Genomic DNA, 21,883 nt, shown 5'->3' with positions numbered 1-21,883 from the left:
GAGCTGTCCGCGAGTTGGACGCGCGCGACCGGACCGTGACGTCGCCGCTCGCCGCCCGACCCGGTCACGTGGGCGAGCAGGCGGACCGGGCCCGAGGCACAGGCCGCCCAACGACGCGTCAGGGGACGTCCACCCCGCTGTACCGGACCAGTTGCGGGACCCTGGCCGCGAGGGTCAGCAGCACGACGACCAGCAGGAGTCCGCTGAGGAACGCGGTGGCCTGGACCCCGACCAGCTCGGCGGCCGCGCCGAGTCCCAGCGAGGCGACCGGCATGACGCCGATGGCGAGTTCCTGGAGGCCGAGGGCGCGGCCGCGCACCTCGGGCGCGGTCGTCATCAGCAGCAGGGTGGTCTGGAGCACCCCGAACGAGGCGCTCATCAGGCCGATGCAGGCCATCAGGGCGAACGAGAGCGGCACGCTCCGGGACAGCGCGAACAGGGACCACAGGGCGCCCCAGGCCGCGGTGCCGAGCACGAACAGGCCGCCCTTGAAGGTGAAGTCGCCGAGCATGGCGATGACCAGCGAGCCCACCAGGCCGCCCAGGCCGCTACAGGTCAGGAGCCAGCCCAGTCCGGCGGCGTCCAGCCCCAGGGCGTCCTTCGCGAAGACCGGCATGAACCCCTGGTAGACGGGCCAGAGCAGAACGTTGGCCGCCAGGGTGACGAAGAGGACGGCGGCGGTGAGCCGACTGGTCAGGACGGTGCGGAACCCGCTGACGAGCATCCCGAGCACCGGCTCCGGACGACCCCGTCCGGCCTGGCCGGTGCCGCGCAGCGGCCAGAGCGCCAGCAGGGAGACCGCGTACCAGGTCGTGGAGATCCACAGGGCGGCGGGCGCACCGAAGGCGCTGATCATCGCCCCGCCGATCGCCGGGCCGACGACCTGCGTCATGTTCATCGCCAGTGCGTTGAGGGCGTTGGCGTTGCTGAGGTTCTCCCGTCCGACGAGGTCGAGGACGAGCGAGCCGCGCGCGGGCTGGGACGGGGACTGGGCCAGGCCGATCGCCAGCCCCCCGGCGACCAGCGCCCCGTACGACACCTGGCCCGCGGACGCCATGACCGCCACGGCGACGACGGCGCACAGCGCCCACAGGCAGGCGATCATGAGCAGCCGGACCCGGTCGTACCGGTCGGAGAGCACTCCGGCGAAGGGGCCGAGGAGCATGGGGGCGAGCCGTACGGCGGTGAACACGGCGAGCAGGAACTCGGAGTCGGTGGTGTCGAAGACCAGCCAGCCCAGCACCATGGTCTGGGTCCAGGCCCCGCCGTAGAAGAACAGGTTCGAGACCCACAGCAGCCGGAACCCCGGGCTGCCGCGGAGCGAGGCGATCGCCCGGCCGGCCCGCGCCGCCCGGCGTCCCCCCGCTTTCGGTGATGCCTCCACCGGTTCCTCCCGCGACAACGCGCCCCTCCTCGTCCGACGACACGGAAATGGTATACCGAATGTGTCGGACGGTGGCCGCGCCCCCGGGCGAGGGTTCTCCTCGATGCGTTCCCCGGGGACGGCGGGGAGCGAACCGGCCGTGCGGGCGGCCGGCACCTCCCGGGGCGACGGCGCCCCGGGGCCGCGCCGTTACTCGAAGCGGGTCACGTCGCCCGCGCCCCGGCGGACGATCTCCGGCCCGCCGCCGGAGAAGTCGACGACCGTGGTGGGCTCGGTGCCGCAGTCGCCGGAGTCGACCACGGCGTCCACCACATGGTCGAGCCGCTCCTTGATCTCCCAGCCCTGGGTCATCGGCTCGTCCTCGTCGGGCAGGAGCAGCGTGCTGGAGAGCAGCGGCTCACCGAGCTCGGCGAGGAGGGCCTGGGCCACGACGTGGTCCGGGATCCGCACGCCGACGGTCTTCTTCTTCGGGTGCAGCAGCTGGCGCGGCACCTCCTTCGTCGCGGGGAGGATGAAGGTGTAACTGCCCGGGGTCGCCGCCTTGATGGCCCGGAACACGTCGTTGTCGATCTGTACGAACTGGCCGAGCTGCGCGAAGTTCTGGCAGACGAGCGTGAAGTGGTGGCGGTCGTCGAGGTGCCGGATCGACCGGATGCGGCCGATGCCGTCCCGGCTGCCGATCCGGCACCCGAGGGCGTAGCAGGAGTCCGTCGGGTACGCGACGAGCGCGCCGGAGCGGATGCTGTCGGCCACCGTGCTGATGGTGCGCCGCTGGGGGTTCTCGGGGTGCACGTCGAAGTATTTCGCCATTCGCGGAGTCTACGGGCTGCCCCGTCGCCCCCGACGGATCGGCGGGCGGCGCCGGATGCGGCGCATCGCAGGGCGGAGGGACGCCCGAACACTGGATGCCTGCGGGCGCCCTGCCAGCGCGGCGAGGTGCCGTAGCCGCCTTCGCCCGCCCGTCATCGGCGTCGGATCGGCGGGCGGCGCTCAGGCGCGGGCGCGGAGGGTGGCGGGGGCCAGGCCGAGGAGGCGTTCGGCCGTCGCGATGGCCATGTCCTCCAGCACCGGGTGGTCCAGTTGCGCGTCGTCGTTCGCGTACACGCCGAGGCCGTCGACGGTGACCAGGATGTGCAGGGCCGCGCCGAGCGCGTCGTCGGTGGCGAAGATCCCGGCGCTCCGGCCGTCCTCGATGAGCCCGGCGAGGGCGTCGCGGGTCGCGGACTCCTCGGCGCGTACCGCCTCGCGCAGGCCGGGGCGGAACCTGCTGGCGTGCCGGGCGTTGAGCCAGAGCCGGCTGAGGTCGCGGTAGGCGCCGTCGGCGAGGCGGACGAGGAAGCGCGCGAGCCGTACGTCGGCGGGCAGCCCGCGCTCGGCGAGCGGCAGCAGCCCCTCGCGCTCCTCCGTCGCGGCGTGCGAGAACGCCTCGCTCACCAGCCGGTCCGCGGCCGGGAAGTAGTGGCCGATGAGCCCGGGGCGGACACCCAGGTCGTCCGCGACGCGGCGGAGCGTCACGCGCTCCAGCCCCTCCTCCAGGGCGATGGCCGCCGCGGTCCGCAGAATCTCCGCGCGGCGCTCGCCGGGCTGTTTGCGAACTCTTGCCGACCGGGGTCTTGACGTCATGGGGGACACGCTATTGGATGTGTGACCAACATGCAGTTGGCCAGTTGCCCAATAGTGGACCACGGCCGGCGGAACGCGAGAGGTCCTCGATGACGACGACGCACACCGGCTCCTCCGCGAGCCCCCTGGACGAGCCCGGCTCCGAGCGCGCGGGACACGTCGAGACCAGGGGGATCGACCTGGTCCCGGAGGACGAGCGCGGTGGTCGGCCGCGTCAGCTGTTCGCCGTCTGGGCGGCTCCCAACGTCAGCTATCTGAGCTTCGTCGTCGGCGCGGCGCTGATCCTCATGGGCCTCACCCTCCCCCAGGCCCTCGGTGTGATCGCGGCCGGGAACCTGCTGTGGATCTGTACCGGCGTCCTCGCGGCGAGCGGACCGGTCGCCGGGACGAGCGGATCGGTGATCAGCCGGGCGTTCTACGGGATCGTCGGGAACAAGGTGGTGCTGGTGGTGACCGGCTGGCTGATCGCCGCCGCCTACCTCGCGCTGAACTGGTCGGCCGCCTCGGTCGCCGGGATCGGCCTCGCGGGCCGGTTCGGCCTGCCGGACAACACCGCCGTCGACGCCACGGTCATCTGCCTGATCGCCGGTGGCACGCTGCTGATCGCGATCTTCGGACACGCCACGATCGTCCGCCTCTACACCGCCCTGAGCGTGCTGCTGACCGTGGTGTTCTTCGTGGTCACGGGGTACGTGCTCGCCCACACCGACTGGTCCTACGCCCCGGCCGAACCGCTGAAGGGCGGTGCGCTCGCCGTGGCGCTGGCCACCGGCTTCACCCTCATCGCCTCCACGCCCCTCTCGTACAGCAACAGCCCGGACCTCGCCCGTTACCTGCCGCGCGACAGCAGCCCGTTCGCCGTCGCCGGGTGGACGGCGCTGGGCGCGTACCTGCCGAGCACCGTCTTCACGATGGTCGGCGCGCTGGCGGCGACCACCCTCGACATGAACGAGCCGGAAGCCGCGCTGGAGAGCATCCTGCCGGGCTGGTTCATCCCGGTCTTCGTCGTCGCGGTCGTCGTCAACACCATGACGAACAACGGCATGACGGCCTACAGCGCCAGCCTCTCGATCCAGTCGGTCGGCGTGCGCCTCGCGCGCGTCCCCGCGGTCCTGATCATCGGGATCCTCGGCACCGTCATGACGCTGTACGCCATCCTCGTCTTCGACTTCCTGACCAGCGTCCAGACCATGCTCCAGCTGGTGGTCGTGGTGACCGGCCCGGCCATGGCGGTGGCGGTGTGCGACCTGCTGCTGCGGCGCAACCGCTACAGCGGGACGGACCTCTTGGAGCAGCGGCACGGCGGCCCGTTCTGGTACCGCGGCGGCTTCCACCGGGCCGGGTTCCTCGCCCTCGTGACCGGGGGCGTCGTCTCCGCGCTGTGGGTGAACACCAGCTTCTGGATCGGCCCGATCGCCGGGGCGCTGGGCGAGGTCGACCTGGCGATCCCGGCCGGGATGGTCACCGCCGCCGCCGTCTACTGGGCGGCCGCCCGCGCCCTCGGCAGCATCCCGCGCGGCTGACCCGCGCCCGGTCCGCGCGCCGGACCGGGCAGGACAGCCCGCCCCGCACCCTCCGCAAGACCCGAAGGAAAGCCTGTGTACGCCGACGTCATCGTGTACGCCCAGCACATCGAACACCTCGCCGGGGAGGCCGTGGACGCCTCCGCCGACGCCGTCGCCATCACCGACGGCCGGATCCTCGCGGTGGGCACCGCGACGGAGATCGACGAGTTCCGGGGCCCCGGGACGGTCGTCCACGACTTCCCCGGCGCCACCGTCCTGCCGGGCCTCACCGACATCCACGCCCACCCCGTGTGGGGATCGATCTCCATCGGCAGCGGGGTGGACCTGTCCGGCGCCGCCACCCTGGAGGCGGTGTTCGACCGCCTGGCCGGGGCGGTGGGCACCGCACCGGCGGACGAGTGGATCAGCGGGTACGACCTCGATGTGAACGTCTTCGACGGCGACCCGGAGGGCTCCGTGTTCGAGGAGCGCTTCCCCGGCCGGCCGATCTCGCTGATGACCAGCGACGCGCACGCGCTGGTGGTGAGCCCCCGGGCGGTGGAGCTGGCCGGGCTGACCGGCGGGGAGACCTTCACCGACGCCTCCTGTGTCGAGGTCGGCCCGGACGGCCGCCCCACCGGCTACGTGGTCGAGCTCCAGGCGATGGACCTGGTCTTCGCGCACTACCCCGAGGTGCCGGTGGAGACGGCCGCCGGCTACGTCCGCGAGCAGCTCGAACGGCTCGCGCGCGGCGGGCTGACCGGGCTGCACGCGCTCGACTTCTCCGACCCCTCCGAGGAGGTGTACCGGTACCTGGAGGACCACGGCGAGCTGCCGCTGCGCATCCGCTGCTCGCCGCTGGTCCCGGCCGACTCGCCGCCCGAGGTCTGGCAGGAGGTCGCCGGCCTCCAGGGCCTGCGCGGACGGCGCTGGCACGTCGAAGGTGCCAAGTTCATGCTCGACGGCACCGCCGACAACGGCACGGCCTGGTTCGAGGAGCCCGACATCCACGGCGAGAACCGCGAGCCGCTGTGGCGGGACACCGAGGCGTACCGGGCGGCGATGCGCTTCTTCACCGAGCGCGGCATCCCGACCGCCACCCATGCGATCGGTGACCGGGCCGTCCGCTTCGCCCTCGACGTCATCGAGGAGGTCGGCCCGGCGGGCCGCGCCCCGCACCGCATCGAGCACCTGGAGTCCGTACCGGACGACCTGCTGGACCGGTTCGCCGCGCTCGACGTCGTCGCGAGCCTCCAGCCCGTGCACGGCACCCGGCACACCCGCGCGGACGGCAGCGACAACTGGTCGCGGCGGATCGGCCCCGAGCGCGCCGCCCACGGCTGGCGCACCCGCGACCTGCTGGACCACGGCGCCGTCGTCGCGCTCGGCTCCGACTGGCCCATCGGCCCCGGCGATCCGCGCGTCGGCCTGGCCGACTGCCAGCTGCGCCGCCCGGTCGAGGAGTCCGAGGCCGCGCCCGTCCAGCCCGGCCAGGCCGTCACCGCACGCGAGGCGTACACGGCGATGACCGCCGCCGCCGCGTACGCCGCCGGGGCCGGGGACGAGCTGGGGCGGATCGCGCCCGGCTGCCTCGCCGATCTCACCGTCTTCGCGGCCGACCCGCTCCGTCTGGCCCCCGAGGCACAGCCCGGCAACCCCGTCCTCGCGACGGTCGTCGGCGGTGCCGTACAGCTCCACCCGCACCCCGTGAAAGGACAGTCGTGACCACGACGCCGATCCCCCGCCCCACACACCGCCGCCATGTCGAGGCCACCGGCACCGACCCGCGCGCCCGGGGCGTCGTCAGGGGCGAGCAGCTGCGCGACGCCCTGCCCGCCGCGATCGAGACGTACGACCGGCTCTTCGCGCTCGGTGGGATCTCCGCCGCCACGGTGCGCGGGGACGCCGAGCGGGCCCTCGACGACATCGGCCGGTTCCGTCCCGGGGCCCGTGCCGAGATCGAGGGCATCGCCCACGGCTCCGGCACCGACCTCTGGCGCGTCGCCGCCCTCAACGCGCGCACCGAGATCCTGGCGCGCAGCGCGACCGTACCGCCCGGCGAGTGCACCACGCTCGTCCGCCGGACCACCGGGGCCGACGGCTCGGCGCGCACCTTCGGCGTCCAGACCTGGGACTGGCACGTGGAGCTGAGCGGTGCCTGGCACACCCAGGAGATACGCGGCGGGCGCCACGGCTTCGTGGGCCTCACCGAGGACGGCATCCTCGGCAAGATCGGGGTCAACAGCGCCGGGCTGGCCCTGCACTTCAACATCCTCGGGCATGTCCGCGACGGTGTGGGCGGCGTCCCCGTGCACGTCCTCGCGGCGATCGTGCTGGAGGAGGCGGGCAGCGTCGCCGAGGCGGTCGAGCTGGTGCGCTCCGCCCCGCTGGCGTCCTCGGGGTCGTTCGCCCTGTTCGACGGGGCGGACGCGGTGCTGCTCGATCTCAGCCCGGCCGGAGTGTTCCCGGTGGAGGTCCGGGGCGGCACGCTCGTGCGGACCAACCACTTCCTGACCCCGGCCCCCGCCGCGGACGAGAAGACCTGGCTCTACCAGCCGGACTCGGGCGAGCGGTACGACTTCGTCCGCGCCCGCCTCGACCGGGCACCGGCCGCGACGCCCGAGGAGCTCGCCGCCGTGCTGGTGACGGGAGAGGGCGAGCCGGCGGTGACCTGTCTGCCGGACCTGGACAAGCCGCTCGGGCAGCGCTGGGCGAGCCTGGCGACGGTCGCCCTGGACCCGGCGACGCGTACCGCCCGGGTCCTCGACGGCACACCGGACGACATCGGTTCGCGCGACTGGCGCGTGCTCACCGCCGGCTGACCGCGCCGCGCCCGCCCGACCGGGCCCCACGGGTCCGCCGGGCGGGCGCGCGGGTCCGCTCAGCCGGCGGACGCGTACGAGGTCTTGCTGACCCACTGGGAGAGCGTGATCTGCCGGGTCGCGGCGCGCTCCGCGCCACGCCGCCCCGAGGGGGCGTCTCCCCGGCCCGGTCCCTGGCCGTGGGCGAGGGCCTCGCGCAGCAGGGCCAGATGGGCCGGGACCTGCGCGGGGCGGCCGTAGGCCCTCCGGCAGGCGGGGCAGGCCGCCAGGTGGGCGGCCACGGCGCGGGCCTCGTCGGGGGTGAGGGTCTCGGGTGCGTTGGCGGCCAGCTGTTCACGGATCGTGCGGCACTTCTCGGCGACGGGCTTCTTGCCGGACGTCTCGGTCAGGCAGCGGGCTCCGGTCATGGCGAAACCTCCGTTCATGGCCCCACCATCCCCCGGCGAGGGGTCCGGGCACATCGTCCGCACACAGTGATTCGCGCCTACCACGGCCGTGGTATCCGGTCCGCCGGTGTACTGCCGGGCCCGCGGCCCGGCGCCCGCCAGGGTCTCAGGCCGCGGGGCTGACCAGCCCGCACTGGTAGGCGACGACCACGAGCTGGGCGCGGTCCCGGGCCGCCAGCTTGGTCATCGCCCGGTTGACGTGCGTCTTCGCGGTCAGCGGGCTGACGAACAGGCGGTCGGCGATCTCCTCGTTGGACAGGCCGAGCGCGGCCAGCGCCGTGACATCGCGTTCCCTCGGCGTCAGGGAGGCCAGCCGCTCGTGCACCCCGGCCGGGCAGGGGTCCGGCTGGGCCAGGAACCGGGTGATCAGGGCCCGGGTCGCGGTCGGCGACAGCAGGGCCTCGCCGCTCGCGACCGTACGGACGGCGTCCAGCAGCTCCTCCGGCCGGGCGCCCTTGCCGAGGAAGCCGCTGGCGCCCGCGCGCAGTGCCTCGGCGACGTGCTCGTCGTCCTCGAAGGTGGTCAGGACGAGCACCTTGACCCCGGCCGTGCCGTCCGCCTCGGTGATCAGCCGGGTGGCCTCCAGACCGTCCATCTCGGGCATGCGGATGTCCATGAGGACGACGTCCGGGCGCTCGGCGGCGGCCAGGTCGACCGCCTCGCGGCCGTCGGACGCCTCGCCCACGGTCTCCATGTCCTCCGTGGCGTCGAACAGCATCCTGAAGGTGCCCCGCAACAGGGCCTGGTCATCGGCAAGCAGTACGCGGATCGTCATGCCCGTCCCTCTGGTCCCGTGCCGGTCCGGGGCGGGAGCGGCCGGGGCGCAGCGGCAGTTCGGCCGTCACCGTGAATCCGCCCTCGGGGCGTGGTCCCGCGCGCAGTCGGCCGCCGATGGCGGCGGCCCGTTCGCGCATGCCGATCAGTCCGTGACCGGCGCCCGGATGCGGACGGCGCGGCCCGTCGGACCCGTCGTCCTCGACGGTGATCGTAAGCCGTTCGCGGTGGTAGTGCAGGCAGAGCCGGGCGCGGTCGGCGCCGGCGTGCTTGCGCACATTGGTCAGGGACTCCTGGACGATGCGGAACGCGGCGAGGTCGACGGCCGGGTCCAGGGGGCCGGCGTCGCCGTGCCGGGTGTGGCTGACGGACAGCCCGGCGCGTTCGAACGAGGCGAGCAGGGCGGGCACCTGGGCCAGGCCCGGCATGGGGGCGCGGGGGGCGACCGGGTCGTCGGACTGCCGCAGCAGCCCCACGGTCACCCGTAGTTCGTCCAGGGCGGAGCGGCTGGTGTCGCGGATGTGCTCCAGTGCGGTGAGGATCTGTTCCGGCCGTTGGTCCACCAGGTGCACGGCGACGCCCGCCTGGGCGTTGATCAGGGCGATGTGGTGCGCGACGATGTCGTGCAGTTCGCGGGCGATGCGGACCCGTTCGGCGGCCACCCGCTGCCGCGCCTCCTGCTCACGGGTGCGTTCCGCGTGTTCCGCCCGTTCCTCGACGGCCAGTACGTAGGCGCGGCGCGAGCGCACCCCCTCCCCCACGGCGGCCGGCAGCGCGGTCCAGGCCACCGTCGCGAGGGTGTCGGGTTCCAGCCATGATCCCGCGGTGCCCACCGTGGCGCCCACCAGGACGGCGGCCGAGACGGCGGCCGCCGTCCACGCGGTACGCCGGTCGGTGCGCACCGCCACGGTGTAGACGGAGACCAGGACCGGACCGGCCACCAGCGGGCTGTCGCGGACCCCGAGCAACTGGAAGAGCACGCCGCAGCCGGTGGTGACGGCCAGTACGCCGAGCGGGTGACGGCGCCGCCAGACGAGCGCGGCGCAGCCGATCGCCGCCACGACCACCGTGGACCAGCGCATCTCGAAGGTGCGCTGGTGCGGGTTGACCGAAGCCGCCACGACGGACAGCACGAACAGCGCCACCGCGCGCATCGCGTCCGCCGCGAGGCCCCGGGCCGGTCCGCCCGGCCGCCACACCTGGGTCATGGCCATCCCTCCACCGTAGGGGCGGGGGACGAATCGGGCATCGGCTGGGCCGTTGGACCCGCGCGGGACGTGCGGGAGGCGCCCGGGTCCGGCCTCCGCGCCGCGCGTCGGGGGCACCGGGGGACAGAAAGCCCTTTCGGGTTGCTGTGACCTTCGACACACCGCATGTTTCATGCCGGGGACACGCGTGTCCGACACGTGTCATGACCATGACTTGCAGGTGACGGCCGGTGCACACCCGCGCGAGGAAGTCCGCATTGCCGCACCTCGGGGTCTTTGCGGTTCACACCCGCTTAACGCGCGTAGACACCTTGGCCGGGAGAGGACATCACGACCTGTTGACCCCGCTGATCCCTCACCAGTTAACTACCGCAGATCACGCCAACAGACCCTTGAATCGGGGGACTTCATGCCGATGCCGTTACCCGGCGCGCCCGCCCTGCCCTCGGCGCCGGACCTGGTCATCGCGGTCAATCCGCTCCACCGTCCCTCCCCCCGGCTGACCGCCGCGGCGGCCCGGGCGGGCGCTCTCGGTGTGCTGGAGCTGCCCACGGGGGACGCGCGCGGGGCCGAGGAGTTACTGGCCCGTACGGACCGGTGGACCCGGACCCCGTTCGGCGTGAGGATCCGCCCCGGCTGCGTACTGCCGGACGACGACGGCCCCGGGGCGCTCCCCGGGCGCGCCGCGACCGTCCTGCTGGCCGATTCCGCCCGCCGCCCCGCCGACTTCCCCGGCCGCCGGGTCCTGGTGGAGGTCACCTCCCTCACCGAGGCCCGCGCGGCGGCCCGGAACGGGGCGCACGGCCTGGTGGCGCGCGGTCACGAGAGCGGCGGCCGGGTCGGCGAACTGAGCACGTTCATCCTCCTCCAGCAGATCCTGGCCGACGAGGCGCTGACCCTGCCCGTGTGGGCCGCGGGCGGCATCGGCCCGTACAGCGCGGCGGCGGCCGTCGCGGGCGGCGCCGCCGGAGTCGTCCTCGACACCCAGCTGGCCCTGTTCGACGAGGCCCAGCTGCCCGCCGGAACCGCCGAGGCCCTGCGCGGGCTCGACGGCTCCGAGACCGTCGTCCACCACGGCCACCGGGTGCTGCGCCGCCGGGGCCCGGCCGCGCCCGCGCTCCCCGGGGACGCCGAGGAGTTCACCGCCCGGATCGGCGGGGACGACCCGGGCACCCAGTTCCTGCCGGCCGGGCAGGACGTCTACCTGGCCGGTTCGTTCGCCCGGCGGTACCCGGACGTCTCCCGGGCGCTGCGCGCGGTACGGGACGCCGTGGCCGGGGCGCTGACCGACGGCACGGCCGGCGAGGCGCTGGCGGCGGGCTCCCCCGGGGCCCGGACGCTCGGCACCGCCCTGCCCGTGGCCCAGGGACCGATGACCCGGGTCAGCGACCGGCCCGCGTTCGCCGCCGCCGTCGCCGCCGAGGGCGGGCTGCCGTTCCTGGCTCTGGCGCTGGCGGGGCCCGACCGCACCCGCGCGATGCTGGAGGAGACCCGGGCGCTGCTCGGCGAGAGCGCCTGGGGCGTCGGCATCCTGGGCTTCGCGGACGACGCCGTGAAGGAAGCACAGCTCGAGGTGGTCCGCGAGCTGCGGCCCTCGCACGCGATCATCGCGGGCGGCAGGCCCGCGCAGGCCGCCGCCCTGGAGGCCGAGGGCATCACCACCTTCCTGCACGTGCCGTCACCCGGTCTGCTGCGGCAGTTCCTGGCCGCCGGGGCGCGCCGGTTCGTCTTCGAGGGTTCGGAGTGCGGCGGCCACGTGGGACCACGCGGCAGCTTCCCGCTCTGGCAGGCGCAGACCGAGGTGCTGCTCGACTTCCTGGCCGAGTCGGGCGGCCGGGGCGCCGACGAGCTGACCGTGCTCCTCGCGGGCGGCGTCCACGACGAGCGGTCGGCCGCGATGGCGGCGGCGCTGGCCGCCCCGCTGACCCGGGCCGGGGTGGGCTTCGGCGTCCTGATGGGCACGGCGTACCTGTTCACCGAGGAGGCCGTGGCCGCCGGGGCGATCCAGCCGCTGTACCAGCGCCAGGTGATCGCGGCGGACCGCACCGATCTGCTGGAGACCGCCCCCGGGCACGCCACCCGGTGCGCGCACTCCGCGATCACCCGCGACTTCGCGGCCCTCCGGGACGAGCTGCGCGAGCGCGGGGTGCCCGACCGGGAGGCGTGGGAACGACTGGAGCGGTTCAACGTGGGCCGGCTCCGGCTGGCGTCCAAGGGCATCGAGCGGGTCGGCGACGAACTGCTGGCGGTGGGCGAGGAACGCCAGGCGCACGAGGGCATGTTCATGGCCGGCGAGGTGGTGGTGCTGCGGCACGGCCCGACCGGGGTGGCGGCGCTGCACTCCTCGGTGACCGAGGGCGCCGCCCGGCTGCTGCGGGAGCGCGCCACCGCTCCGGAGACGCCCGCCGAGGAGTCCGCGCCGCTGCGGATCGCGGTGGTCGGGATGGCCGGAATGTTCCCGGGCGCGGCCGACCTCTCCGAGTTCTGGGCCAACGTGCTGTCCGGGAAGGACTGCGTGACGGAGGTTCCGGCGGACCGCTGGGACCCCGGGCTGTACTACGCGCCGGACGGCGACGGGGAGCGCACCCCGTCCCGCTGGGGCGGCTTCCTGCCCGAGATCCCCTTCGACCCGCTGGTGTACGGCATCCCGCCGGCCTCGCTCGCCAGCATCGAGCCGGTGCAGCTCCTGGCACTGGAGGCGGCCCGCCGCACACTGGCGGACGCCGGGTACGACGCGCCGGGCACCGACCACCGGCGCACCTCGGTGATCTTCGGGGCGGAGGCGGGCAGCGACCTGTCCAACGCGACGGCGCTGCGCACGGTGCTGCCCTCGTACATCGGGAGCATCCCGGCCGGTCTCGACGAGCAGCTGCCCCGGCTGACCGAGGACTCCTTCCCGGGGATGCTGGCCAACGTCATCGCGGGCCGGATCGCCAACCGGCTCGACCTGGGCGGCGCCAACTACACGGTGGACGCGGCCTGCGCCTCCTCGCTGACCGCGGTGGACGCGGCCTGCAAGGAGCTGGTCACCGGCACCAGCGACCTGGTGCTGTGCGGCGGCGCCGATCTGCACAACGGCATCAACGACTACCTGCTGTTCTCCTCGGTGCACGCGCTCTCCCCCTCCGGCCGCTCGGCCACCTTCGACAGCGGCGCGGACGGGATCGCGCTCGGCGAGGGCGTGGCGTGCGTGGCGCTGAAGCGGCTCGCCGACGCGGAGCGCGACGGGGACCGGATCTACGCCGTCATCGACGGGGTGGGCAGCGCGAGCGACGGCCGGGCTTTGGGGCTGACCGCGCCCCGCCCCGAGGGCCAGCGCGCCGCGCTGGAACGGGCGTACGCGGGCGCGGGCGTCTCCCCCGCCGAGGTCGGCCTCGTCGAGGCGCACGGCACCGGTACCGTCGTCGGCGACCGTACCGAACTCGCCACCCTCACCGAGGTGTTCACCGAATCGGGTGCGGTGCCCGGGAGTTGTGCGATCGGGTCGGTCAAATCACAGATCGGGCACACCAAGTGCGCGGCGGGCATGGCCGGACTGATCAAGACGGCGCTCGCCCTGCACCACGGGATCAGGCCGCCGACGCTGCACGTCCGCGAACCGAACGCGGCCTGGTCCGAGGAGACCAGCCCGTTCGTCTTCCACACCGAGGCGAGTCCGTGGCCGGTGGAGCCGGACCGGCGGGTCGCCGGAGTCAGCGCCTTCGGCTTCGGCGGCACCAACTTCCATGTGGTGATGCGCGCCCACGAGCAGGCTCCGGCACCGCACGCCCTGGAGCACTGGCCCGCCGAGCTGTTCGTCTTCCGCGGCGCGGACGCGGAGGCGGCCGGCCGCTCCGTACGGCGGCTGCTCGATCTGCTGGGCCGGGGCGGGCCCTGGCGGCTGCGGGACTACGCCCGGCACGCCGCGCACCGCGCCGACCGGGCCGCGCTGAACGGGGAGCCCGTCCACTACGCGGTGGTGGCCGAGTCGCTCGGGGCGCTGCCCGGCCTGCTGGAGCGGGCGGCCGCCGGTGAACACGCCCCCGGTGACGGTGTGTTCGGCGCCGAACAGGAGCGGGAGGGCCTGTACGGGGAGACCGGGGAGGTTCCCGCCGAGGCGCTGGCGTTCCTCTTCCCGGGGCAGGGCAGCCAGAAGCCGGGCATGCTGGCGGACCTCTTCGTCGCCTTCCCCGAACTCCACCGCCATCTGCATCTCGGTGCGCGGTGGGCCGGGGTGCTGCACCCGCCCGCCGCCTTCGACGCGGAGACGAGGGCCGGGCAGCTGGCCCGGCTCACCGACACAGCGGTCGCGCAGCCCGCGCTGGGCATCGTGGAACTGGCCGCGGCCGAGCTGCTCGGCGGGCTGGGGGTGCGGCCCGCGATGGCGGCCGGGCACAGCTACGGCGAGCTGGCCGCACTGGGCGCCGCCGGGGTGTTCGCACCGGAGGACCTGCCGGCGGTCAGCGCCGCCCGCGCCTCGGCGATCCTCGGCGCGGTCGACGGCGGTGACCCGGGGGCGATGGCCGCCGTGAAGGCGTCCGCCGAGCGGGTCGAGGAGGTGCTGCGGCTGACCGGCCACGACGGCGACGTCGTCACCGCCAACCACAACGCGCCGGAACAGACCGTCGTCTCGGGGCCGACCGCGTCGGTGGAGGCGGCCTGCACCGCGTTGCGGGACGCCGGTCTTCCGGTCGTGCGGCTCCAGGTGGCCTGCGCCTTCCACAGTCCGCTGCTGTCGGGCGCGGGCGAGACCTTCGCCGGACGGCTGGCCGGGGTCGAGGTGCGTCCGCCCGCCTTCGACGTGTGGGCGAACCGGACCGCCGACCGCTACCCGGACACGCCCGGGGAGATCCGCGCGTCGCTGGCGGCCCAGATCGAATCGCCGGTCCGGTTCACCGCACAGATCGAGGCCATGTACGCGGCGGGCGCCCGGGTCTTCGCCGAGATCGGCCCCGGCCGCACCATGTCGCGGCTGGTGGGCGCGATCCTCAAGGGCCGCCCGCACCGCACCGTCCCGCTGGCCGCCGACCACCGGGGCGGGCTGCGCGGACTGCTCGACGCCTTGGCCCGGCTCGCCGTCCTCGGCGTCGACGTCCGCCTCGCCCGGCTCGTCCAGGGCCGCGCCACCGTCGACCCGGAGACCGCCACCGCACCGCGCGCGCCGGGGTGGACGGTCGACGGCCATCTGCTGCGCCGCGCCGACGGCACCATCCCGTCGGGCGCCCTCCATCCCCCCACCCAGATATCGGAGTCGGTCGTGCCGGAGCATCCCCACCCCAGCGGTTCCCCGTCCGGGCCCGACGCCCTGATCGCGGAGTTCCTCCGCAGCAGCCGGGAGATGGTCGCCGCCCAGCGCGACGTACTGCTGCGCTACCTGGGCGGCCCGGAGGGCGGACATCCGGCGCCCCTGTCGGTGCCGGGCACGCCGGTGCACGCCCCGGCGGCGGCGTACGAGCCGCCCGCGCTGCCGGCCGTCCCCGTCCCCGTCACCGTTCCCAGTGTGTCCGAGGCTCCCGGGGCGCCCGCCACCGACCGGGCGGGGGTGCTCGCCGCCGTCCTCGACGTCGTCGCCGAGCGCACCGGCTACCCGGTCGACATGATCGAGCCCGGACTCGACCTGGAGGCCGACCTCAGCGTCGACTCCATCAAGCGCGCCGAGATCGCCGGCGAACTGGCCGGCCGGCTCGGCCTGCCCACCGACACCCCGGAGGGGCTGGACCGGCTCAGTGCGGCCCGCACCGCCGCCGCCCTCACCGACCTCCTCGTCGAGGCGCTCGGCGGCGGCTCCCCGGAGCCCGGGGCCGCCGCTTCGGAGGCGCCGGAGGCGGAGTCCGGGGCCGTCGAACCGGAGATCGTCGCCCCCGTCCGGCTGGAGTTCACCGAGGAGGAGCTGCCCGGGGTGGCCGCCGCGCTCCCGGCCGGGACCCGGGTGCTGCTGCTCGGCGGCGGTACGGCCGCCGGGGCGCTGGCGGACCGGCTGCGGGCCGCGGGCGCCGACCCGGTCACCGCCGACGACGTACCGGACGAACTCCCCGGCACCGTGTTCTACCTGGGCGCCCTGGACGCCGACGCACCGCCGCTGCCCGAGGCACTGCCGCTGTTCCAGAAGCTGCTGGCGGCGGCCCCGGCCCGGCTGGTCGCGGTGGAGCGGCGGGAGACCGGCGCGGTGACCGGGCTGCGCGGCTTCTTCCGTACGGTCGCCCGCGAGTACCCGGAGTGCGCCGCGACCCTGCTGGAGGTGGCGGCGGACGCCGGTGCCGGGGACGTCGCCGGGGCCCTGCTCACCGAGGCGGCGGCCACCGACCGCGAGCCGGTCGTGCTCACCGACGGCACCGTCCGGCGGGCGCTGCGGCTGACCCCGACCGGGCTGGGCGCGCTCGCCGAGACCGGCGCGGGCCCGGCCGGGGACGGGGTGGCGGAGGCGGAGGCCGTCGGTCTCGACCGGGACGCCGTGGTGCTGCTGGTCGGCGGCGCGCGCGGCATCACCGCCCGGTTCGCCCGGACGCTGGCCGCCGCGAGCCGCTGCCGACTGGTCCTGATGGGCCGCACCCCGGTCCCGGCGGAGACCGAGGACCCCGCGACGGCAGGCGCGCGGGGCCGTGACGCGCTGCGCCGGGCGCTGCTGGCGACGGGGCTCACCCGGCCCGCCGAGATCGAGCGCAGGCTCAACGCCCTGCTGGCGGCCCGCGAGGTGCGCGCCACCCTGCGGGAGCTGGCGGAGCTGGGCAGCGAGGCCCGCTACCACTGTGTGGACGTGCTGGACGCCGAGGCCGTGCACACGGCGGTGAAGGAGGTGCACCGCGAGTACGGCCGCCTGGACGGGGTGGTGTACGCGGCCGGGGTCATCGAGGACCGGCTCATCGCGGAGAAGACCGCCGACTCCTTCGCCCGGGTCCTCGCCACCAAGGTCCAGGGGGCACGGGCGGTGCTGGACGCGGTGGACTCGCTGCCCTCCGGGCCGCGTTTCGCGGTGCTCTTCGGCAGCATCGCGGCGGCGCTGGGCAACCGCGGCCAGAGCGACTACGCCACCGCCAACGACGCCCTGGAAGAGCTGGGCCGCCGCTGGACCCGGCCCGGACGGCGCGGGCTCACCGTGCACTGGGGGCCCTGGGCGGCGGCGGAGACCGGCGGCGGCATGGTGACCCCCGAGCTGATGCGCTCGTACGCGGCCCGGGGGATCAAGCTGATCGACCCGGAGGAGGGCCCGCTGAGCCTGCTGCGGGAACTGGCCTGGGGACCGGCCGGGACGTACGCCGCGGTCTACACCGCGTCGGGCTGGTGACCGGCGTGACCGCACAGACTCCGGTCGCCGTCGTCGGCATGGACGTCTTCCTGCCGGGCGCCGGGGACCTGGACACGTACTGGCACAACATCGTCGGCGGGGTGGACGCCATCACCGAGGTGCCGGACGACGGCTGGGACGCCGGGTTCTACGCGCCGGGCGCCACCGGCGGCGACCGGCGCAGCGACCGGATCTACTGCCGGCGCGGCGGGTTCGTGGACCGGACGGCCGAGTTCGACGTGGCCCGGTTCGGGATCATGCCGTCGTCGGTGGCGGGGACCGAGCCGGACCAGCTGATCGCGCTGGAGGTGGCGTACCGCTCGCTCCAGGACGCGGGGGGCGACGGTGTGCTGCCGTCCGCGCGGGAGCGGGCCGGGATCGTGCTGGGCCGGGGCGGCTATCTGACGCCCGGCCTGGTCCGGCTGGACCAGCGGGTGCGTACCGCGCACCAGTTGGTGCGGACACTGGGCGAGCTGGCCCCGCAGCTCGGCGAGGAGGAGCTGGAGCGGGTCCGGGCGGCGTTCACCGAGCGGCTCGGGCCCGAGCAGCCGGAGTCCGCCATCGGACTGGTGCCCAATCTGGTGGCCTCCCGGGTCGCCAACCGGCTCGACCTGCGCGGACCCGCGTACACGGTCGACGCGGCGTGCGCGTCCTCGCTGATCGCGGTCGACCACGCGGTGCGCGAACTGGCCTCGGGGCGCTGCGACCTGATGCTGGCGGGCGGGGTGCACCACTGTCACGACATCACCCTGTGGAGCGTCTTCAACCAGCTCGGGGCGCTCTCCCCCTCCGAGCGCATCCGCCCCTTCCACCGGGGCGCGGACGGGGTGCTGATCGGCGAGGGCACCGGGGTGGTCGTCCTGAAGCGGCTCGCCGACGCCGAACGGGACGGGGACCGGATCTACGCCGTGGTCACCGGCACCGGAGTGGCCGCGGACGGCCGTTCGGCGAGCCTGCTCGCCCCGGATCCGGGCGGGCAGGTCCGTGCGGTGCGCCAGGCGTGGCAGGCCGCCGGGCTCGACCCCAGGGCCGCCGGGTCGATCGGTCTGCTGGAGGCGCACGGCACCGCCACCCCGGCGGGCGACGGGGCCGAACTCGCCACGCTCGCCGAGGTGTTCGGCCCGGCCGGGGAGGACGGCCGGGCGGCGATCGGCTCGGTGAAGTCGATGATCGGGCACACCATGCCGGCCGCCGGGATCGCCGGACTGATCAAGGCGGCCCTGGCGGTGCACCACGGGGTCCTGCCGCCGACGCTGCACTGCGAGGACCCGCATCCGGCGCTCGCGGACACCCGGTTCGCCCCGCTGGCCCGGGCGCGGCCCTGGCCGGATCCGGTGGGCGGTGCGCCGCGCCGGGCGGGGGTGAACGCCTTCGGGTTCGGCGGGATCAACGCCCATGTGGTGCTGGAGCAGCCGCCCACGGCCGCGCCCCGGGCGGTGCCCCGGGTGACGGTGAGCGAGCCGGAGCAGGTGCTGCGGCTGGCCGCCGGCTCGGTCGACGCACTGGCCGCGCTGCTGGCCGGTGACGACGCCTCGGTCCTGGCCGCGGGCCGGGACGAGAAGGCGCCGGGCGGCGGTCCGGTGCGCCTCGGCATCGTCGACCCGACCGAACGCCGGCTGAAGCTGGCCCGCAGGGCCGTGGCCAAGGGGATGCCGTGGCGGGGCCGCAGCGACGTGTGGTTCACACCTCGCCCGGTCCTGGGGCCGGGCGGCGGGCGGACCGCGTTCGTCTTCCCCGGCCTGGAGGCCGAATTCACGCCGCGCGTCGAGGAGCTGGCCACCCTCTTCGCCCTGCCGTGGTCCCTGGGCTCCGACGCCCGGGTCGGCGACGTGGGCCGGCACGGCGCCGCCGTCTTCCAGCTCGGTCGGCTGCTGGACACCGCGCTGCGCCGGGTGGGCGTGGTGCCGGACGCCGTCGCCGGGCACAGCGTGGGCGAGTGGACGGCGATGGCCTGCGGCGGCATCCACGCGGCCGACGAGGTCGACGCGTTCCTCTCCGCCTTCGACCCGGACGCGCTGCGGGTGCCCGGGGTCGCCTTCGGAGTGCTGGGCCTGCCCGCCGAGCGGGTGCTGGCGGAGCTCTGGGACCGTGAGGACGTCGTGCTCTCGCACGACAACGCGCCGCGCCAGTCGATGATCTGCGGCCCCGAGGAGGAGGTGGCCGCGCTGGTGCACCACTTCCGCGCCCAGGGGGTCGTCTGCCAGGTGCTGCCGTTCCGTTCCGGGTTCCACACCCCGCTGCTCGCGCCGTACCTGGGGCCGATCCGGGAGGCCGCCGAGCGCTACTCGCTGCACCCGCAGACCACCCCGGTCTGGTCCGCGACCACCGCCGCGCCCTTCCCGGCCGGGGCGGACGCGGTGCGTGAGCTCTTCGTCCGCCATCTGCTGGAGCCCGTCCGCTTCCGGGAGACGGTCCTCGCGCTCCACGCGGCCGGGTTCCGGGCCTTCGTGCAGCTCGGGGCGGGCCAGCTCGGTTCGTTGATCGACGACACGCTCGCCGGGCAGGACCGGCTGGTGGTCTCCGCGCACTCGTCGGCCCACGACAGCCTGGCGCAGCTGCGCCGGGTGGTGACCGCGCTGTGGGTGGAGGGCGCCACCCCCGACGTGACCCCGCTGCTCACCCCGGGCACGGCCGAACCGGCCGGATCCGCGGCCCGGAAGGCGGAACGCACCGCCCGCCCGGGGGTTCGGCTGGACCTCGGCGGGGCGCTGGTGTCCCTGCCCGCGCGGGAGCACGGGCTGCTGGCCCGGACGTCCGCGCCGGCGGCCCCGGCGCCGGCCCCCGGTGCGGCGCGCGATCCGCTGAGCGCCGAGCTGTCCGCGCTGCTCGACGCCACCGCGTCGGCGGCCAGGGAGCTCGTCGGCGCCCGCGCCCTCGCCCGCCGCTCCCCCGCCGCCCGGCCGGTCCGGCCGGCAAGTCCGGCCCGTCGGGCGAGTCCGGTGGGTCCGGTGGGTCCGGCCGCGACGGTCCGGCCGCCCGGGGCGGAGCGGGAGCTGCGGGTGGACGTGACCACGATGCCCTACCTGCTGGACCACTGCTTCTTCCGGCAGCGTCCCGGCTGGCCCGACGAGGGGGACCGCTGGCCCGTGGTGCCCGCCACCACGGTCGTCACCCACCTCATGGAGTTCGCCGAGCGGGCCCGCCCCGGGACGCGCGCCGTCGCCGTGCACGACGTACGGCTGCTGAAGTGGATCGCCGCGATCCCCTCGGTGCGGGTGCCGGTGGAGGTGCGGGACGTGGCCCCGGACCGGGTGGAGGTCGCCCTGACCGGCTACTCCCGGGCCGTCGTCGAACTGGCGCCGCGCTACCCCGACGCCCCGCCGACGTGGCCCGTCGACCCGGCCTCGGAACGGCGCCCCGAGTTGCGCGCGGAGCAGCTGTACACGGAGCGGTGGATGTTCCACGGCCCCCGCTTCCAGGGGGTGAGCGAGCTGACGGCCGAGGCGGACCACTACGTACGGGGCGTGCTGACCACCCCCGAGGCGCCCGGCGCGCTGCTGGACAACGTCGGCCAGTTGCTCGGCTACTGGATCATGTCGAAGCTCGACGAACGCACCACGGTCTTCCCCGTGGCCATGGAGCGTATCCGCTTCTTCGGCCCGCACCCCGCCCCCGGCACCCGGCTCACCTGCGCGATCCGGATCACCGGAGTGACCGCTTCGACGCTCACCGCCGACATGCGGCTCAGCCACGAGGGGCGGGTGTGGGCCGAGTTCACCGGCTGGCAGGACCGGCGCTTCGACAACGACGCGACGATGCGCGCGGTGGACCGCTTCCCCGGCCGCAACACCCTCTCCGAGCAGCACCCCGGCGGCTGGCTCGCGGTGCGGGAGCGCTGGCCCGATCTGGCCACCCGCGAACTGGTGATGCGCAACATGCTGGGCGGCGCGGAGCGCGAGGTGTACGACGGGCTGAAGCCGATGGTCCGCCGCCGCTGGCTGCTCGGCCGGATCGCCGCCAAGGACGCGGTGCGCACCCTGCTGTGGCGGGAGGGCGCGGGCGACGTCTACCCGGCGGAGGTGGCCGTGCACAACGCCGCGTCCGGCCGGCCGCTGGTGCGCGGGGTGCACGGCCGCGAGCTGGGCGAGGACCTGGTCGTCTCACTCGCGCACTGCGGGGAGACCGGGGTGGCCATCGCCCGCCGGGGCCCCTGCGGGATCGACGTCGAGGAGGTCGCCGACCGCTCGCGGGAGACCATGACGGCCTCCTGCGACCCGGCCGAACTGGCCCTGCTCGACGGGCTCGTGGCGGCGGACGACGAGGGTGCGGCGGTCTGGTTCACCCGGTTCTGGACGGCCAAGGAGGCGGTCTCCAAACGGCTCGGGACCGGGCTGCGGGGCCGCCCCGCCGACTTCCGGGTGGTGTCCGCCGCCCCCGACCGGCTGAGCGTCGTGGCCGGGGGCGTGGCGTACGAGGTGAACAGCGCCGAGCTGACCGGCGGCGCACGGGAGCCGGACGGGCGGCGGTACGTCGTCGCCTGGACGGCGGACGACGGAACGACAGGAGCCCAGGATGACCACTGAAGCGACCGAGGCGATCGGGGCCGCCGTGACGGCCACCGTCCCGGCGGACGAACTGCGCGCGAGGACCCTCGACGACATCGCGGGCATGCTCCGCGAGCTGCTGGCCGAGGAGGGGCTGGACGACATCGGGATCGACCGGGACACCCGGTTCCACGACGACCTCGAACTGGAGAGCATCGACCTGGTCACCCTGGCCGGTTCGCTCCGCGAGCACTACGGCGAGAGGGTCAATGTGGCCCTGTTCATCGCCGATCTGGAGCTCGACGAGATCATCGCCCTGACGGTCGGTCAGCTCGTCGACTTCGTGACGGACTCGCTGCGGTCCGCCCCCTGAACC

General features: G+C 75.0%; 12 protein-coding genes. 6 read left to right on the top strand and 6 right to left on the bottom strand.

The genetic code is table 11. The features are described from left to right. Nucleotides 1-118: 118 nt before the first annotated feature. The 3 genes from ACF08W_RS01695 to ACF08W_RS01685 form a co-directional block, all read right to left on the bottom strand. The gene (locus tag ACF08W_RS01695; RefSeq protein WP_392278035.1) at nt 119-1,384 is read right to left on the bottom strand and encodes an MFS transporter; all 1,266 of its coding nucleotides are present in this window, start codon (nt 1,382-1,384) and stop codon (nt 119-121) included. 189 nt (nt 1,385-1,573) lie between these two features. Then, on the bottom strand, nt 1,574-2,194 hold the full coding sequence (locus ACF08W_RS01690) for an L-threonylcarbamoyladenylate synthase (protein ID WP_392278034.1): 621 nt from the start codon (nt 2,192-2,194) through the stop codon (nt 1,574-1,576). A 180-nt stretch (nt 2,195-2,374) separates the two neighbouring features. Continuing rightward, on the bottom strand, nt 2,375-3,007 hold the full coding sequence (locus ACF08W_RS01685; protein ID WP_392278033.1) for a TetR/AcrR family transcriptional regulator: 633 nt from the start codon (nt 3,005-3,007) through the stop codon (nt 2,375-2,377). An 89-nt stretch (nt 3,008-3,096) separates the two neighbouring features. Between ACF08W_RS01685 and ACF08W_RS01680 the strand changes: the two genes are divergently transcribed. The 3 genes from ACF08W_RS01680 to ACF08W_RS01670 all read left to right on the top strand — a co-directional run bounded on the left by ACF08W_RS01680 (nt 3,097) and on the right by ACF08W_RS01670 (nt 7,334). Then, nucleotides 3,097-4,530, top strand: coding sequence for a purine-cytosine permease family protein (locus tag ACF08W_RS01680; RefSeq protein WP_392278032.1), 1,434 nt, complete (start codon nt 3,097-3,099; stop codon nt 4,528-4,530). 75 nt (nt 4,531-4,605) lie between these two features. After that, complete coding sequence (locus ACF08W_RS01675) at nt 4,606-6,237, top strand: amidohydrolase (protein ID WP_392278031.1); 1,632 nt, start codon at nt 4,606-4,608, stop codon at nt 6,235-6,237. Further along, nucleotides 6,234-7,334 (top strand): C45 family autoproteolytic acyltransferase/hydolase, encoded by a 1,101-nt coding sequence (locus tag ACF08W_RS01670; RefSeq protein WP_392278030.1) that lies wholly within the window; start codon nt 6,234-6,236, stop codon nt 7,332-7,334. The genes ACF08W_RS01675 and ACF08W_RS01670 overlap by 4 nt, the downstream gene beginning before the upstream one ends. Nucleotides 7,335-7,393: 59 nt before the next feature. Here ACF08W_RS01670 and ACF08W_RS01665 read toward each other — a convergent pair whose 3' ends face one another. The 3 genes from ACF08W_RS01665 to ACF08W_RS01655 form a co-directional block, all read right to left on the bottom strand. Further along, a complete protein-coding gene (locus ACF08W_RS01665; protein WP_385209324.1) occupies nt 7,394-7,759 on the bottom strand; it encodes a zf-HC2 domain-containing protein in 366 nt (121 codons plus the stop codon). A 127-nt stretch (nt 7,760-7,886) separates the two neighbouring features. Then, a complete protein-coding gene (locus tag ACF08W_RS01660) occupies nt 7,887-8,555 on the bottom strand; it encodes a response regulator transcription factor (RefSeq protein ID WP_352274608.1) in 669 nt (222 codons plus the stop codon). Then, nucleotides 8,527-9,762: a sensor histidine kinase gene (locus ACF08W_RS01655; protein WP_392278325.1), complete on the bottom strand. Its 1,236-nt coding sequence runs from the start codon at nt 9,760-9,762 to the stop codon at nt 8,527-8,529. Before ACF08W_RS01655 ends, ACF08W_RS01660 begins: the two co-directional genes overlap by 29 nt. Before the next feature lie 409 nt (nt 9,763-10,171). Here ACF08W_RS01655 and ACF08W_RS01650 point away from each other — a divergent pair, with 409 nt between their 5' ends. From ACF08W_RS01650 to ACF08W_RS01640, 3 genes are read left to right on the top strand one after another with little or no spacing between them, the layout of a single operon-like run. After that, nucleotides 10,172-17,023 (top strand): SDR family NAD(P)-dependent oxidoreductase, encoded by a 6,852-nt coding sequence (locus ACF08W_RS01650; RefSeq protein ID WP_392278029.1) that lies wholly within the window; start codon nt 10,172-10,174, stop codon nt 17,021-17,023. Then, nucleotides 17,020-21,546, top strand: a complete 4,527-nt coding sequence (locus ACF08W_RS01645) for a beta-ketoacyl synthase N-terminal-like domain-containing protein (RefSeq protein ID WP_392278028.1) — start codon at nt 17,020-17,022, stop codon at nt 21,544-21,546. Before ACF08W_RS01650 ends, ACF08W_RS01645 begins: the two co-directional genes overlap by 4 nt. Then, nucleotides 21,536-21,880: an acyl carrier protein gene (locus tag ACF08W_RS01640; RefSeq protein WP_385209309.1), complete on the top strand. Its 345-nt coding sequence runs from the start codon at nt 21,536-21,538 to the stop codon at nt 21,878-21,880. Before ACF08W_RS01645 ends, ACF08W_RS01640 begins: the two co-directional genes overlap by 11 nt. Nucleotides 21,881-21,883 lie beyond the last annotated feature (3 nt).

The organism is Streptomyces sp. NPDC015144 (assembly GCF_043079735.1).
Lineage (GTDB): Bacteria > Actinomycetota > Actinomycetes > Streptomycetales > Streptomycetaceae > Streptomyces.
The sequence above is the reverse complement of the archived record's forward strand: the minus strand, read 5'-3'. Positions and strand labels throughout refer to the sequence as shown.